This is a genomic window from Phycisphaeraceae bacterium (assembly GCA_019636675.1).
Lineage (GTDB): Bacteria > Planctomycetota > Phycisphaerae > Phycisphaerales > UBA1924 > JAHBXC01.
Genome location: JAHBXC010000001.1, coordinates 405,370 through 419,896 on the forward strand (window position 1 = coordinate 405,370; position 14,527 = coordinate 419,896).

Annotated in this window: 12 protein-coding genes; 6 read left to right on the plus strand and 6 right to left on the minus strand. The window is 71.8% G+C overall.

What is annotated here, in order from left to right; all coding sequences use genetic code 11:
• Positions 1–42: 42 nt before the first annotated feature.
• The 4 genes from KF684_01700 to KF684_01715 are packed head-to-tail and all read right to left on the minus strand — an operon-like array spanning position 43 to position 3,830.
• Complete coding sequence (locus KF684_01700) at positions 43–1,050, minus strand: 50S ribosome-binding GTPase (protein MBX3351622.1); 1,008 nt, start codon at positions 1,048–1,050, stop codon at positions 43–45.
• A complete protein-coding gene (locus KF684_01705) occupies positions 1,047–1,907 on the minus strand; it encodes a type III pantothenate kinase (GenBank protein ID MBX3351623.1) in 861 nt (286 codons plus the stop codon). The genes KF684_01700 and KF684_01705 overlap by 4 nt, the downstream gene beginning before the upstream one ends.
• Before the next feature lie 17 nt (positions 1,908–1,924).
• A complete protein-coding gene (locus KF684_01710) occupies positions 1,925–2,815 on the minus strand; it encodes an aminotransferase class IV (protein ID MBX3351624.1) in 891 nt (296 codons plus the stop codon).
• Between the two features lie 31 nt (positions 2,816–2,846).
• A complete protein-coding gene (locus tag KF684_01715; GenBank protein ID MBX3351625.1) occupies positions 2,847–3,830 on the minus strand; it encodes a pseudouridine synthase in 984 nt (327 codons plus the stop codon).
• 199 nt (positions 3,831–4,029) lie between these two features.
• Here KF684_01715 and KF684_01720 point away from each other — a divergent pair, with 199 nt between their 5' ends.
• Positions 4,030–5,247, plus strand: a complete 1,218-nt coding sequence (locus KF684_01720; GenBank protein MBX3351626.1) for a hypothetical protein — start codon at positions 4,030–4,032, stop codon at positions 5,245–5,247.
• A gap of 12 nt (positions 5,248–5,259) precedes the next feature.
• On the opposite strand, the gene KF684_01725 is transcribed toward KF684_01720, so the two are convergent.
• Positions 5,260–6,237 carry a segregation/condensation protein A gene (locus tag KF684_01725; protein MBX3351627.1) on the minus strand — a complete coding sequence of 326 codons (978 nt, stop codon included), beginning with the start codon at positions 6,235–6,237 and terminating at the stop codon, positions 5,260–5,262.
• Positions 6,238–6,283: 46 nt separating this feature from the next.
• On the opposite strand from KF684_01725, the gene KF684_01730 reads away from it, so the two are divergent.
• The 4 genes from KF684_01730 to KF684_01745 all read left to right on the plus strand — a co-directional run bounded on the left by KF684_01730 (position 6,284) and on the right by KF684_01745 (position 12,719).
• Entirely contained in the window at positions 6,284–7,441 is a 1,158-nt protein-coding gene (locus tag KF684_01730) for a KpsF/GutQ family sugar-phosphate isomerase (protein ID MBX3351628.1), read from the plus strand.
• An 87-nt stretch (positions 7,442–7,528) separates the two neighbouring features.
• Positions 7,529–10,501: a hypothetical protein gene (locus tag KF684_01735; protein ID MBX3351629.1), complete on the plus strand. Its 2,973-nt coding sequence runs from the start codon at positions 7,529–7,531 to the stop codon at positions 10,499–10,501.
• A 101-nt stretch (positions 10,502–10,602) separates the two neighbouring features.
• Positions 10,603–11,352, plus strand: coding sequence for a glycosyltransferase family 2 protein (locus KF684_01740; GenBank protein ID MBX3351630.1), 750 nt, complete (start codon positions 10,603–10,605; stop codon positions 11,350–11,352).
• A complete protein-coding gene (locus KF684_01745) occupies positions 11,349–12,719 on the plus strand; it encodes a hypothetical protein (protein ID MBX3351631.1) in 1,371 nt (456 codons plus the stop codon). The genes KF684_01740 and KF684_01745 overlap by 4 nt, the downstream gene beginning before the upstream one ends.
• Positions 12,720–12,728: 9 nt before the next feature.
• Here the strand turns inward: KF684_01745 and KF684_01750 are convergent, their stop codons facing one another.
• Positions 12,729–13,499, minus strand: coding sequence for a hypothetical protein (locus KF684_01750; GenBank protein MBX3351632.1), 771 nt, complete (start codon positions 13,497–13,499; stop codon positions 12,729–12,731).
• Positions 13,500–13,616: 117 nt separating this feature from the next.
• On the opposite strand from KF684_01750, the gene KF684_01755 reads away from it, so the two are divergent.
• Positions 13,617–14,525, plus strand: coding sequence for an ABC transporter substrate-binding protein (locus KF684_01755; protein MBX3351633.1), 909 nt, complete (start codon positions 13,617–13,619; stop codon positions 14,523–14,525).
• Positions 14,526–14,527 lie beyond the last annotated feature (2 nt).

The window sequence follows — 14,527 nt, forward strand, 5'->3', positions numbered from 1 at the left end:
GGCGATCTGTCGCTCCGAGGGATCTGTTCGGTGAACGGGACTCTAGGTCGCCGGGGGCCCGCCTTCGCTCCCCCCCGTCGCCAGCAGGCGTTCGTCGAACAGCCAGGGCCCGTCCCATGACAGGGCGTCGTCGGGGATCAGCCGTCGACGGATCCGGAGGGCAAGGTCGTCCAGCCCCTGAGCGCGAACCGCGCTGACCGAGATCGCCGCCCCGGGAATCGCGCCCAGGTCGGCGCGAACCCCCACGCGGAGCGTCGGCACGCCGGGGGGCGGCTCGACCCAGCCCGACGCGTGGTCGGCGCAGAGCACGACGAGGTCGGCGCCGGCCGCGGCGCTCGCGGCGAGGTCGATCGCGTCGCGCTCGACCGGGTCGGATGCGTCGCGCACGCCGGGGGTGTCGAGCCAGCGGACGGCGACGGCGTCGAGGTCGAGCGTCACGCCCACGTGGTCGCGCGTCACGCCGGGCTCGTCGTGCACGATCGAGACGGTGCGCCGCGCGAGCGCGTTAAGCAGAGTGCTCTTGCCGATGTTGCTCGCCCCGAGCGCGACGACCGTCGGGGGCGTGCGCAGCCGGTTCAGCACGGCGCTCATCGAGCGAACGGCTTCGATCGGGTGGGCCCGCGCGTCCCAGGAGCGCCAGCGGCCGGGCTGGGCGAGCAGCAGGTCGACGGCGCGCGGGCTGGTCATGAAGGGCAGCGCGTCGAGCGCGAGCGCTTCGAACAGGTCGCACGCTTCCGGGTGCGACGCGCGAGGGTCGTCGGCGCGGGATCGCTCGCGCATCCCGGCGTGCCGCAGCGCCGCGAGCAGGTCGCGCACGATCATCGCGCCGGCGTGGGGCATGAGGGTGGCGGACCGCTCGGACCAGCGCGCCACGACGCCGCGGTCCACCCCGGCGAGGTCGCGCAGCTTCGCTTCGCCCACGCGGACGGGAGCGATGCCCAGCGTCTTGAGCGCGAGGTCGATGTCGCCGCTGAGGGTGACGCCCGCGATCGCCGACGCGCCCGGGGGCGTGTCGAGCGAGAAGACCGCTGGCGGCGCGCCGTCGTTCACCGGTCCAGGTCGCGTGCTTCGGTGTGCGGCGCCGGCTCGTCGTCGGAGTCGTCGAGGGTGCGCAGCCAGGACTCGAACGACGCGCCGATGCCCCGGAGCGTGAGGTCGTGGACGATGGCGTCGATGAGCTCGTCGGAGCCGAAAATGGTCTGGGCGTCGCCCCCTGTGACCACCACGCGCGGGTACGCCTCGTACTTCTCGGCGTATCGCTCGGTGAGCAGGCGCACGAGGCCCCGGATCGCGAAGAACACCCCGTTGAGCATCGCTTCGGGCGTGTTCTTGCCGAAGGGCTCGAGGTCGTCGGCCTCGCCCACGCCCACGGGCGCGGCGAAGGGGACCTCGGGGAGGGCGGAGGTCTTCTCGTGGAGCGCGCCGAGCATCATGCGTGCGCCGGGCGCGATCGCCCCGCCGTGGAACACGCCCTGGCCGTCGATGAAATCGACGGTGACGGCGGTGCCGGCGTCGACGATGACGCTCGCTTCGGGGCGCAGCGCGTACGCGCCGATCGCGTTGAAGAGGCGGTCCTGCCCGACGGTCTGCTCGCCCGACGCGTCGAGGGAGTGGGTGATGTCGATCGGGAAGTCGCGCCCGGCGACCAGCACCTCGGCGTCGGGGGCGGCGTCGAGCAGCGAGCGCTCGAGCGTCTGCGAGACCGGGCGGTTCACGCTCGCGATGATCGCGACGGGCTTCTCGCCCTCGTCGCGCAGCGCCGCGATCTCGGCAAGGAGCGCGTCGAGCAGCCCCTCGCTCGGCGAATTCGGGAGCGAGCCGAGGGAGCGACGCTCCTGGCCCTCGAAGCGCGCGAACTGCGTGCGCGAGTTGCCGACGTTGATCGTGAGGACTGGTGTGCCTGACATGCCGGGGAGTGTAGAAGTCAGGCGAGCGCCGACACACGGGCGGACGCGATTTCGTCGCGGATATCCCCGACAAGGGCGTCGTAGAGCGTGCGGCAGGCCGGGCCGGGGCGCCCGTCCCCCACTGCCCGTCCGTCGAGGCGGGTGACGCCGGCGACCATGGTGATGGTGCCGGCGAGCATGATCTCGTCGGCGGCGCGGAGCTGGTCGACCGTGATGTCGCGGACCTCGATCCCCGGGACGCGTCGGAGGATTTTCGCGCGCGTCACGCCGCGGAGGTTCCAGCCCCGGTCGACCGGCGGCGTGACGATCCGGCCGCCGATGGACGCGAAGAGGTTGGTCGAGGACGCTTCGGAGACCACGCCTCCGCGCGCCATAATGGAGTCGTCGGCCGGCTCGGGCGCGTGGGCTGCTTCGAGCGCGTGCAGCACGTTGCCCATAAGCGAGATCGACTTGATGTGGCAGCGCGTCCAGCGCGTGTCCTCGACGATCGCGGCGTGGATCGCTTTCGGCCCCACGCACGCGCCGATGCCCGGGAGGGGCACGCAGTAGCCCATCACCGTGGGGCGCGAGATCTCGTCGCCCGGGATGCGCTTGCGCAGGTGGGCGGCCGGCGTGCCGGGCGCAGGGGAACCTCGGGTGATCTGCCAGTAGACGAACGCGTCGCGCAGGTGGTTGGCGTCGAGGAGTTCCTCGGAGAGTTTCCCGAGGGAGGACGCGTCGAATCCGTCGATGCGCGACTCCTCGAGCCCGGATCGCATGCGTTCGACATGCAAGTCGAGCCCGTAGACCACGGCGTCGAAGGCGCGGAGACCCTCGTAGAGCCCGTCGCCGAAGAGGAACCCGCGGTCGAGGGGGTCGATGCGGGCGTGTTCGCGCGCGACGAGTTGGCCGTTGAGGTGGAGGATCACGGGGAGAGGATACCGCGCGGGCGGTCGGCGCTCACTCTGTCTTGGCGTTGGCGGCGGCGCGGAGGGCGCGGATCTCGTCGCGTGTGAGTTCCCGCCACTGGCCGAGGGTCACCTGTCGGAGGCGCAGTGGACCCATTCCGACGCGCGTGAGCTTCTTCACCGGGTGCCCGACCTTGGCGAGCATGCGTCGGACCTGGCGGTTGCGCCCCTCTTCGAGGGTGAGCTCGAGCATGGTCCGGGTCGCGTCGCGCTTGACGATCTTCATCTGCACATGGGCGGTGCGCTTGGCGCCCACGGTGCGCCCCTCTCGGCGCTCGGCGAGGAAGACGCCGCGCTCGAGTTCCTCGATCTGGTCGTCTTCGATGCGCCCCCGGACGATGGCTCGGTAGGTCTTATGCACGCCGTAGCGTGGGTGGGTGAGCCGGTTGGCCAGCTCGCCGTCGTTGGTCAGAAGGACGAGCCCCATGGTGTCGAAGTCCAGTCGCCCGACCGGGAAGAGGCGCACTCCCGAGGGGTGCTGGACGAGGTCGACGACGGTGCGCCGCCCGTCGGGGTCGAATACGGTGGTGACCGTGGCGCGGGGCTTGTTGAGCATGACATAGATGAGCCGCTCGACGGGCCGGGTGGTGTCGAAGTGGAGGCGCATGGGCTCGCCGTCGACCTCGATGCGGTCGGTCCCGGGGACCACGAAAAGGGGCAGCTCGGTGACGCGCTCGCCGTTGATCGTGACGCGTCCCTCCTCGATGAGCGCCTCGCAGGCGCGCCGAGAGGCGACGCCGGCGTCGGCCATGAACCGCTGGATGCGCACGGCGCCCGGCCTGGATGCGTCTCGCAGGCCGGCGATGTCGCCGGGGGCGGCCTTGGGCCGGGGCTTGGGCTTGGCGGCGCGGGCCGGCCCGGCTTTCTTGGTCGTCTTGCCCTTGGGCGCGGGCTTGCCCCCCGAAGAGGCGCGAGGCTTCGTGGGCTTGCGGGGGGACGCGTTGGGGTTGGAGGCGCGGGGCCTGCGAGGGGGCATGAAGGGATCGTAGGTGGGCCGGGCCGGTCGCCCGGCGCGTTTCGAGGGATCGGGGGTCGCTGGCCGATTTCAGAGGGTGATGAACACCCGCCGCGTTATCAGTGCACCCTCCGAGGGAACCGTGAAGCCGTCCGCCGCCACTTCTCCGGTAGAGGGCAAGGCGCCTTCTCGGTCTGTCGCGGCGGTGGAAGGTATGTTCGTGTCGCCTCGAGTGGTGGACGAGGACGCGTTCCTGACCTTCGCCGGGTCGCTGCGCGACGCGACCACCGCCGCGATGGCTGAGCGTGAGACGCTGAAGGCCGCGACGGTCGAGGTGAAGCGTCTGGCGACGACGCTGGACTCGGAGTGGGGCCCGGCGGGCGCGCGTGTGAAGCGTCTGGCGGCGATCACGCAGGCGCTCCAGGGCGTGGAGTCGAGACTGGCTCGCGTCGACGAGGCGCTGGCCCGGCTGGGCGAGGCGTCGGCGACGATCGCCAAGGCCGAGCTGGCCGCTGCGAAGCTCAACGGGCTGATCGAGGAGTCGTCGCGCGAGCGGGAGCGGTTCGCCCACGAGATCGAGACACGGGTGCAGGCGCGCCTGCACGAGCTCGAAGCGATGATCGAGTCGCGCGCCAGGGCGGCGGAGCAGAGCGGCGCAGAGCGGCTGCTGGCGCTCGAACGAGAGGCGGAGCGACGCGCGACCGAGGTGCAGCGCCGGCTCGAGGCGGAGCTGGCCCGCGCCTCGACGGCCGCGGCGCAACTGGCCGAATCCGAAGCGGCGCGAGCGTCCGGCGCGCTGTCACGGGCCGTGGAGCGGGCCGAGGCGCTCGCCCCCCTGCTCGACGCGCGGGCCGCGGACCTTCAGACCAGGACCGACGGCGCGACCCAGCGGATCGCCCTGGCCGCTGAGACCGCGATGCACCGGCTGGCCGAGCACCTCGAGCAGCGCGGCGGCGCGCTGCGTGAGAGCGCGATGGACGCCGAGCGCCGCATTGACGCCGTGGGCAAAGAAACGCTCGAACTGATCGACAGCGCCGAGCAGCGCATCGGCGTCATGCGCCAGCAGGTGGAAGCGACGCTCGAGCCCCGGCTGCGTGCGCTGGGCGAGGCGCTCGGCGAGGCGAAATCGCTCACGCGCGAGGGCGGCGATCTGGCCGAAGCGATCGCGCGGGCCGAGGGCGCGAAGGCCGGCGTCGCGAACGCGGCGCGTCACCTCGAGGCGCTGCGGGCACAGATCGACGAGGCGTCACGCGCCGCGGCGAGGACCGTGCTCGACGCCGCGGAGCAGGTGGATTCGCTCGAAACAAAGCGTGAGGAGCTCATGCGTTCGCTGCGCGAGGCGCTGGACCTGTGCGACATCGCGAACGCGAAGCTGCGCGAGACAACCGACGCGGCGAAGCCGAAGCGCGCGCCTCGCGCGAGCAAGCCGAAGGGCTGAGCGGGCGCGCCGTCAGGTGAGATCGTCGTCGTCGTCGTCCTCGTCGCCGGCGAACTCGTCGTCCTCGTCCCACGCGTCGGGCTTCGCGGGCGGCGTGTCGCCAGGCACGGGCGCGTTGACCGACCGGGCGAGCAGCTCGGACGCCGGGGAGGACAGGAGCGCGGGGTCGCGCGCGATCTCGGGCTTGAGGTCGATCATCACGTCGCTGGCGTCCGGGAGCGTCTTGACGCTGACGACGCCGCACTTCATCAGTTCGAGGAGCGCGAGGAAGAGCCCGATGATCTCGGGCTTGGATTTGCCGGTCGCCGCGTCGCGCAGAGAGACTGCAGTCGAAGTGCGTGAAGACTCGCGCGGGCCACGCAGGCGTTCGAGCAGGTCCTCGGCGTGCAGCTCGATGGGCGTCTCCTCGGAGCCGATCTCGTGCGCGCCGAGGGCGATGCGATCGAAGTTGACCGACTCGGCGATGCGCGCGAAGGCGCGTACGAGGTCGAGCAGGTCGATGTCGTCGGGGTCGATGTCGTCGGCCTCGGTGTGCTGCGCCTGCCGGAGGGCGTCCTTGTCGATGCCTGCCTTCGCGGCGGGGAAGCGGCGCTCCCACTCAGTTCGCCTGGTGTCGAGCGCGTCGGCGGCGTCGCGGTACTGGCGATAGGCGAGGAGCTGGAGGATCAGTTCAGCGCGCGGGTCGGCCTCGTCCCCGGGGCGTCGCGCCCGCTCGTGGTCGCTCTGGTTCTCGGACGACTCGCCTTCGGGGGGAGGTGCGATGAGGCGAGATTTGATCTCCATCAGCGTCGCGGCCATCACGAGGAACTCGGCCGCCGTGTCCACATCGATCCGCTCGAGCCCGCGAAGATGGGCGAGGTACTGGTCGGTGATGGGCGCGATGGGGATGTCCTCGATCCCGACCTCGTTCTTGCGGATGAGATAGAGCAGCAGGTCGAGGGGGCCCTCGAAGCGGTCGAGCGAGACGACGAAATCCTCGGCGATGCGCACGGGCGGGCTCCCTACGGGGCGAGTGGACAGGCCTATCCTACAGCCCGTGTCGACACGCCACGCGCCAGCCAGACAAACCCGCGCAACCGACCCGTCCGCCCAGGCCGACGATCCGGCCCAGACTCCCGGTTCGGGTCAGGGGACGGGCTCGGACACGGTGCTGGATGTCAAGCCGGCCGGGGGGGGAGTGAAGGACGAGGGCGAGCGCGACTACCTCGCCGCCTGCCTGCGCGCCGAATCGGACGCGATCCTGAGCGTGCTCGACCGGCTCGACGACCGTGCGTCGCGCGCCGTCGACCTGTTCGAACGATCGGTCCGCCGCGGCGGGACCATCGTGACCTCGGGCATGGGCAAGTCGGGGCTCATCGGCAAGAAAATCAGCGCGACCCTCGCGAGTCTCGGCGCGCCCTCGCACGATGTGCACCCTGCCGAGGCGGTCCACGGCGACCTGGGGCGTATCCGGTCGGTCGACTGCGTGCTGGCGCTCTCGTATTCCGGCGAGACCGAAGAGGTCGTCGCGCTCGCCGCGATGCTCCGGCAGGACGGCGTGGGCGTGGTCTCCATCGTCGGCGGCAAGCGTGGCGAGACCTCTTCGCTGGCGCGCGTCTCCGATGTCGCGCTGAGCATCGGCGATGTGACCGAAGCGTGCGCCGAGACCCTCGCGCCCACCAGCAGCACGACGGCGACGCTCGCGCTGGGCGACGCCCTCTCGCTGGCGCTCTCGCGCCGCTTGCTCTTCACGGCCAACGACTTCCGCAAGCGCCACCCCGGGGGCGGGCTGGGCGGGCTGCTGCGCCCCATCACCGAGATCCTCCGCTTCGTGGTGGGCCAGAACCTGCCCGTGGTCCGCGACAACCTGACCGTCGGCGAGGCCCTCGATCAGGCGAGCGCCCTGAGCCGGCGCCCGGGCGCGATCATCCTCGTCGACGCGAAGGAACGCCTCTCCGGACTGTTCACCGACGGCGACCTGCGCCGGCTGGTGATGCAGGAGAGCCGCAAACAGGGCGACCCGCTGGCGCGCCCGATCGCCGAGGTGATGACGCGCACGCCGCGGACGCTCCGCGACGACGCGCTGGTGCGCGACGCGGTCCATATGGTGCGCGAGTTCCGTTCCGACGAGATCCCGGTCGTCGACGCGGCCGGTCGCCCGGTGGGCGTCCTGGATGTGCAGGACCTGATCTCGCTCAAGGTCGTGCGGGACTGAGCGCGGGGCGATTTTCGCGCACAGGGGCGGTGGTCCGGCGCTGGGGGCGCCTTCCGGGCCGGGGTTGAGGCCGTACGATCGTCGTCTATGCCAGGTCGCGAACCTTCCAGATCGGTGTCGGGTGTCGACGGTCGCAAGATCGGCGTCGCCGTCGCGGTGGTGGTCGCCATCGGCGTGCTCGGCGTCTTCGCCCTGCTCGCGCTCCGCTCGCAGACGCCTGCCGGAGGCCAGCAGCGAACTGACCGGGCCGATGTCACGCTCCCCCAGGAAGCCCTGACGATGGAGAGCACGACGGTCGACGTGCTCACGACGCCGATCGAGTCGCTGCGAGGCAGCACCGAGGGGCGCATCGAGCTTTTCGACGAGAAGTCCGGGGAGCTGCGCCAGACGCTGGCGTACACGCGTTTCGAGCCCCTCGAGAGCGGGCGCTTCGCGGTGACCGATCCTCGCGCGACGATCCTGCTCGACGACGGCGGCGCGATCGAGGTGCTCGCGAAGAACGCCCGGTTCGTGCGCCGGGGCACGAGCAACGAGCCCCAGTCGGGCGAGTTTCGCGGCGACGTGCGCATCCGCCTGCTCGATGCTGAGTCGCACGCGAGCGGCGTCCCGGGCGAGGGGCTGCTGGTGCGCACCGAGTCGCTGCGCTTCGACGCGACGCTGGGCGAGCTGCGCACCAACGACGAGGTCCGCGCGGATTCCGACGAAGTCTCCTTCGTTGGCAAGGGCCTGACGATCGTGTTCAACGAACGCGACCGGACGCTGCAATACCTCCGAGTCGACCAGGGCGAGTCGCTCGCGTGGACCGGGCGGTCGGCGTCGCGCGAGGGTTCAGGCGCCAGCGACGATCGGCCCGCTCGCGAGCGCAGGCCCGGGCCGGGGCGTGAGAACCGCTATCGCGCGCAGGTCACGGGTCCGATCTCGATCGAGTCCGACGGGCGCAGAATGGACGCCGAGCGACTGGACATCTGGCTGGCGATGCTGGATGGGCGCCTCGCGCCCGACGCGCTGGCGGACATCGCCTTCGCGAGCGACGACGCGGAGAACGACGGGGGCGTATCCCCCGCTCGCGACCCGGCGCGCGACGCGAGCGGGCGCGCCGTCACCATGCGATGGTCCGGCCCGCTGGAGATCCAGCCCATCGATCGCGACGCGCCGGAGCTTGCCAACGATCGGGTCTTCGCGCGATTCAGTTCGCCGCAGCGAGGGCTGGTGCGCGTGAGCGACCTCGCGAGCGGGTTCGAGGCGTCGGGCGTGTCGTTCGACTACGGCGCGACGACGGGTCGCTTCACGATCAGCGGCGTCGGCCCCCGGGGCGTGACCGTGCGCGCGCCGACCCGGGGCGAAGCGGTCGGCGGGCGGTTCGAGGCCGATCTGGTTGCCGGGACCGCGTCCTTCCCCGGGCCAGGCACGCTCCGAGCGCTCGGCGAGTCGCTCGATCCGCGCGCCGTCGACGCGTCGGGCCAGGCGCTGGCGCGCGACGCGTCGTGGCGCGGCGGGGCGGCCTTCACGCTCGCGCGCAACGCGGCTGGCGCGCTTCTGCCCGGGCTGCGCGACGCGACCCTGCGCGAGGGCGTGCTGGTGCGCGACCCGGCCGGGCAGGCCACTGCCGACAGCGTGCGCGTCGAGTTCGCGCACGCCGACGGGCGCTCACACCCCACCCGAGTGCTCCTGCGTGACAACGCGACGATCGACGCGCGCGAGGAAGGGATCATCTCGGCCTCCACGATCGATCTGGCCCTCGATCGCGTCGCCGGTTCGCAGCGCGTGGACATCCGCAGCGCGACCTCGCAGGGCGGCGTGCGCGCGGCGCGACGCGACGCGACGGTCCGAGGCGAGCTGGTCGAGGCGCGCTTCGTGACCGACGCGCAGGGGCGCGCCGAGGTCGATTCGTTCCGCGCCGACGAGAGGGTCGAGATCACGCTGGGCGAGGGCGACGAGCGGGTGTTCGCGTCGGGGCGCAGCGTGCGGGCCGAGCCGAGGAACAACCGCGCGGAGCTGATCGGCGTTCCCGACGCGCCCGCCTCGCTGCGAAGGGGGCCGGCGACGCTGAGCGGCCAGGCGATCCGCCTGCTCGGTGACCGCAACGCGATCGAGGCGTTCGGCGAGGGCGAAGCGACCTACGACCTCGCTGTCGCGCCGGCCCAGGACCGTCCCGGCTCGCTGCCTTATGAGCGCGTCACGATGCGCTGGTCGAACGCGATGTCGTATGACGACTCGACCGGGCGCGCCGAGTTCGCCGGCGATGCCCTGCTGCGCGCCGACGCCGGCGCGCACCTGCGCGACACGGCCCGCGCCGAGCGCATCGTCGCGATCCTCGCGCCAGGAACCCCCGGGGACAACTACCGGCGCCTCGCGAGCGCGACGCTCTACAGCGCGATGTACGAGGGCGTCAGCGACTCCCCGGCGGAGATCGAATCCCGGCGCTACGACACCGGCGCGACCGGAGCAGGCGCGCTGTCCCAGCTCGTCTACCTCTCGGGCGAGGAGATCCGCGTTGACGGCGTCGCGGAGACGCTGCTCGTGCCCGGCGCTGGACGACTGCTCGTCGAGGACCGGCGCGCCTCGGGGCAAACCTCAGCCGCCACCCCCGGAACCCCCATCGCCGGCTCGTCGTCGCGCGGCACGACGCTGTTCGAGTGGGACGGCTCGCTTCGCGCGCAGCGGGCTGCTGGCGACGCGACGATCGATCGCAACGTGCGCGTTCGACACCTTCCGCTCAACGACGCGCACACGGTCGAGCTCGAATGCGAGCGCCTCGTCGCGATCGCGCGAGAGCAGAGCCCCGGCGCCGGCGTCGAGGACGGACGCCTGACGGTCGATCGGATCGAGGCGTCGGGCGCCGTCTACGCGAAGAACCGGCGGAAGCAGATGCTCGCCGACCGGCTGATCTTCGATCCGGTCCGGAACATCCTCGAGGCCCACCCGGCGCTGAACAACGTCATCACGCTGTTCGATCCGTCGGCCGGCGCCCCCCTGATCGCGCGTGACCCTGTGTTCTGGGACATCGCCAACGACCGCGTGCGCGCCAGCGGCCTCGAGACGATCTCGACCCCACGCTGAGCGGGCGTCGTTCGGGAGGTGAATCGGCGGGCCGGAACGGGGCGAACGACCTAGGATCAACCGCACCGCAGGGCGTCGCCGCCCGCCAATCGAGGACCGAGATGCGAACGCTGGTCGCGATCCCCACCTACAACGAAGAGAAGCATGTCGAGCGTGTGCTCACCGAGGTGCTTAAGCACGCGGAGCATGTGCTGGTCGTCGACGACGGGTCGACGGATTCGACGCCGTGCCTTCTCCCCCGATTCCCCGTCGAGGTCATCCGCCACGCGCACAACCGCGGGTACGGGCGTTCGCTCCAGGACGCGTTCCGCTGGGCTGTCGTCGACGGATACGACTGGGTCATCACGATGGACTGCGACCAGCAGCACGAACCGGCCGCGATCCCGCGCTTCGTCGAAGCGATCCTCGAAGACGACGCCGACATGATCAGCGGGTCTCGCTACCTGCAGCGGATGGAGGGCGACGACGACCCCCCGGCGCAGCGCCGCGTGATCAACGCCGAAATCACCCGGGAGTTGAACGAGCGCCTCGGGTACAACATCACCGACGCGTTCTGCGGGTTCAAGGCCTATCGCGTCAGCACCCTCGCGAAGTTCAAGCTCGATGTCGACGGCTACGCGATGCCCCTGCAGTTCTGGGTGCAGGCGGCGGCGAACAAGCTGCGCGTGCGCGAGATCCCGGTCCGGCTCATCTATAACGATCCCAACCGCACCTTCGGCGGGCCCCTCGACGACCCGGCGACGCGCATCGCGCACTACCGCTCGGTGCTGCACTGCGAGCTGGAGAAGTTCGCGCACATGCTCCCCACCGCCGCCCTCAGCGGCGTGAGCTCGGGGTGCAACGGCGCGTGACGCCGGGGACAGGGACGCCCGACGAGATCCTGCTCGAGCCCGCTCCGCGCGAGTGGGCGGGAATGCTCCGCGCGTCGTGGGAGGCGCACCGTCACGACGACGAACGGCTCGCGCTGCGCGAATCCCTGGGTCTGCCCACCGACAGGCCCGTCGTGATGACCGGGCATCAGCCGGTGGTGTTCCACGCCGGGGTGCTGGCGAAATACATGGCGGCCCGCGCGCTCGCCTCGCGCACGGGCGCTCATGCCGCGTTCCTCGTCGTCGATCAGGACGAGACCGACCCCGGCGCGCTGCGCGTGCCCACGCTCAACGCGAACGACGAGATAGGCGAGTCGACGCTCCGCCTGCTGCCCTCGCCCGGCCCCGGCGTGCCCGCGGGGTTCGTCGGTCCCGGCGCGCCGCGACAGCCCGACGCCGCTGCGCTGGCGCGATCGCCCTGGGGCTTTGTTCGCGAGGGCGTCGCGTCGATCGTGGGCGCGCTGCGCGCGCACGCCGACGCGTCGTCGCTCGCCGCCCAGAGCGCGCTCGCGTCGTTCGATCTCATGCGCCCGTTCACGGGCGATGCGTCGCACGTGCTGGCGTCGTCCCTCTCGTCGACGGCGCTCTTCGAGCGAGTTCTCGCGCGCCTGCGTGAGGACCCGGCCCGGTTCGTCCGACTGCACAACGACGCCGCCGCGGCGCACCCGAACGCAGGGGTCGCGATGCTCGCGACCGACGACGCGAGGGGTGTGCACGAGGCACCGCTGTGGCGCGTCGGCGCACGCGAGGCGAGGCGCCGGGTGCTCTCGGACCAGCTCGGGGGGGTCGCGCCGTTGTCCCTCGCGCCGCGCGCGCTGCTCATGACTCTGCTCGTGCGCGCCGGGGCGTGCGACCTGTTCATCCACGGCGCCGGGGGGTGGGAGTACGACCGCATCACGGAGCGGCTCGCGCGCGAGTGGCTGGGCGTCGAACTCGCGCCGATGACCCTCGCGACGGCGACGCTGCGCCTGCCGCTGCTGTCGGACGCGCCGCCGACGGAGCGCGAAGTCGCCGACGCCGCCTGGGCGGCGCACCGCGCGGCGCACGACCCGGCGCGGCTGGACGACCCCGCTGGCGCCGCCGCCAAGCGAGGCCTGCTCGCGCGGATCGCCGCGGCGCCTCGCAGGAGCGCCGAGCGAGCCGCGCTCTACCGCGAGATGCACGCGCTGCTCGATCGCACCCGCGGGGCGCACTCCGAGGAAATCACGCGGTTTCGCGACGCGGCCGAGACGCTCCGCCGCAGGCACGACGCGGCGGGGCTCGCCAACGACAGAACATGGGCGTTCGCGCTGCACCCGCGCGACGCGCTGGGGTCTCTGGCGAGCGCGATCGACGCCCTTTTCTCGTAAGAAGCCCGCTCAGCCGCGAGCGGCGAGCATGAGCACCGCGGCGGTCGCGACCATGACCAGGATCACGCCCACGATGGTCGCGATGGTGATCCGGCGCCGGGTGAGCTGCAGGATGTTGTGCAGTTCCTGCTCGCGGGCGGCGTTCCGCTCGTTCATCACCGAGAGGGTCTGGCCGGTCTTCTCGCTGCTGTCGGCCATCTCGCGCAGCGTGCCGCGGAATTCTGCCATGGTCCCCACGAGCTGCTGGTCGCTCTCGCGCGCCTCGTTCATGCGCTCGCCGAGGCGCTCGAGGGTCTGCGACGCGGCCTCGTCTCTCCGGGCGGCGTCGGACGCCGCGTCGCGCAGGGCCAGGAGCATCTCTTCGTTCTGCGCGCGAAGCTCGGGCAGCGTGTCGAGGGCCGCCGGGATCCGCTCGGCGATCTCCATCAAGCGTTCGGATCGCTCGGACTCGCGGTCGAGGTGGTTGCTGACCTTGCGGATCAGCTCCATGACCTCGGCGTAGTTCTTCTGGAGGTCGGCGATGATCTCGTTCTTGGACTTGGGCGCCGGGGCCGGGGCCGCCAGGTGCGTCAGCGAGCGCCGGGGCTCGGGGAGGTCGTCGTCGAGGCGCAGCAGGTCGTCGTCGTCCGCGTGGCGCGCGCTCTGGGCGGCGTCGTCGGAGATATCGATCCTGACCGGCTCGGAGGGGCGCGACGAGGCCGGGCGGAACTGCGACGACGCGGGCGCCGCGGCGCTCGGCTTGGCGCTGAAGAGGGACGAGATGCTCTTGAGAAGGCCCACGCGGCGACTCCTTTCAGGGGCGATACCCAGACCATCGGGCGGCTCCGCCGACCGTGCCTCACCGTAGCCGACCCGGGGGCGGGCCGCAACGCGACCTTTGTCAATACCATCCGTGGTATGCGACGACCAGCCCAACGCCTTGCCGCCGCCCTCGCCCTGCTCCTCGCGCTCCTCGGGGGCCTGGTGACCGCCTGCGGCGGGCCGGGCTCCTCGTCCGACGCCGAGGCCAACGCGTCGACCTCGACGCCTCGGATCGTCGTGCTCAGCCCCGGCATCGGAGAGACGCTCGACGCGCTGGGGCTTGGCGAGTTCGTCGTGGGTCGACACGCCTTCGACCGGAACCGGCCCGACGACATCCCCGTGGTGGGCGATCAGAACGGGATCGACTACGAGCGTCTTCTCCGTCTGGAGCCGACGCACGTGCTGCTCGAACGCAGCGCGTCCGGCGCCCCGCCCCGCCTCGACGGCTTCGCCGGGTCGAAGGGCTTTGTCGTCCGCGAGATCCCGATGCTGACGCTCGACGACATCCGGGGGTGCATCGGGTTCCTGACCACGCTCTTTCGCGTGGAGGGGGTCAACGAGCGCGCGTCGGAGCTGCTTGCCGCGCTGGACGAGGCGTTGAGCCCGCTGGAGCAGATCGACGATCGCGCCGGGCGCATGCTGCTGCTGTACTGGACTGATCCGATCGGGGTCGCCGGCCCGGGGTCGTACCACGCGGAGATCGTGCGCTCGCTCGGGGCGATGCTCGCCGTCGACACCGGGCGCGCGTACCAGGAGCTCGACGCCGAGGACACGCGCCGCCTCTACCCGGACTCGATCGCGCTGTTCATCCCCGGGGCCGACCCGTCGCGCAAGGCCGAACTGCTCGGGATCCTTGCGTCGCTGGACCTTCGCGCCGTGAACTCGGGACGCGTCGCGATCGTGAACCATCCCAGCGCGCAGGTCCCCGGCCCGGCGGTGATCGACGTCGCGAACCAGCTCCGCGAGGCGATCTCCTCGTGGCCTTTCCTAGCGGATGTCCCCTGACG

Bases quoted from the DNA above. Each gene is read 5' to 3' on its own strand.
- KF684_01705 (MBX3351623.1), bottom strand. From the start codon at position 1,907: ATGTCAGGCACACCAGTCCTCACGATCAACGTCGGCAACTCGCGCACG.
- KF684_01715 (MBX3351625.1), bottom strand. From the start codon at position 3,830: ATGCCCCCTCGCAGGCCCCGCGCCTCCAACCCCAACGCGTCCCCCCGC.
- KF684_01735 (MBX3351629.1), top strand. From the start codon at position 7,529: ATGCCAGGTCGCGAACCTTCCAGATCGGTGTCGGGTGTCGACGGTCGC.
- KF684_01740 (MBX3351630.1), top strand. From the start codon at position 10,603: ATGCGAACGCTGGTCGCGATCCCCACCTACAACGAAGAGAAGCATGTC.
- KF684_01755 (MBX3351633.1), top strand. From the start codon at position 13,617: ATGCGACGACCAGCCCAACGCCTTGCCGCCGCCCTCGCCCTGCTCCTC.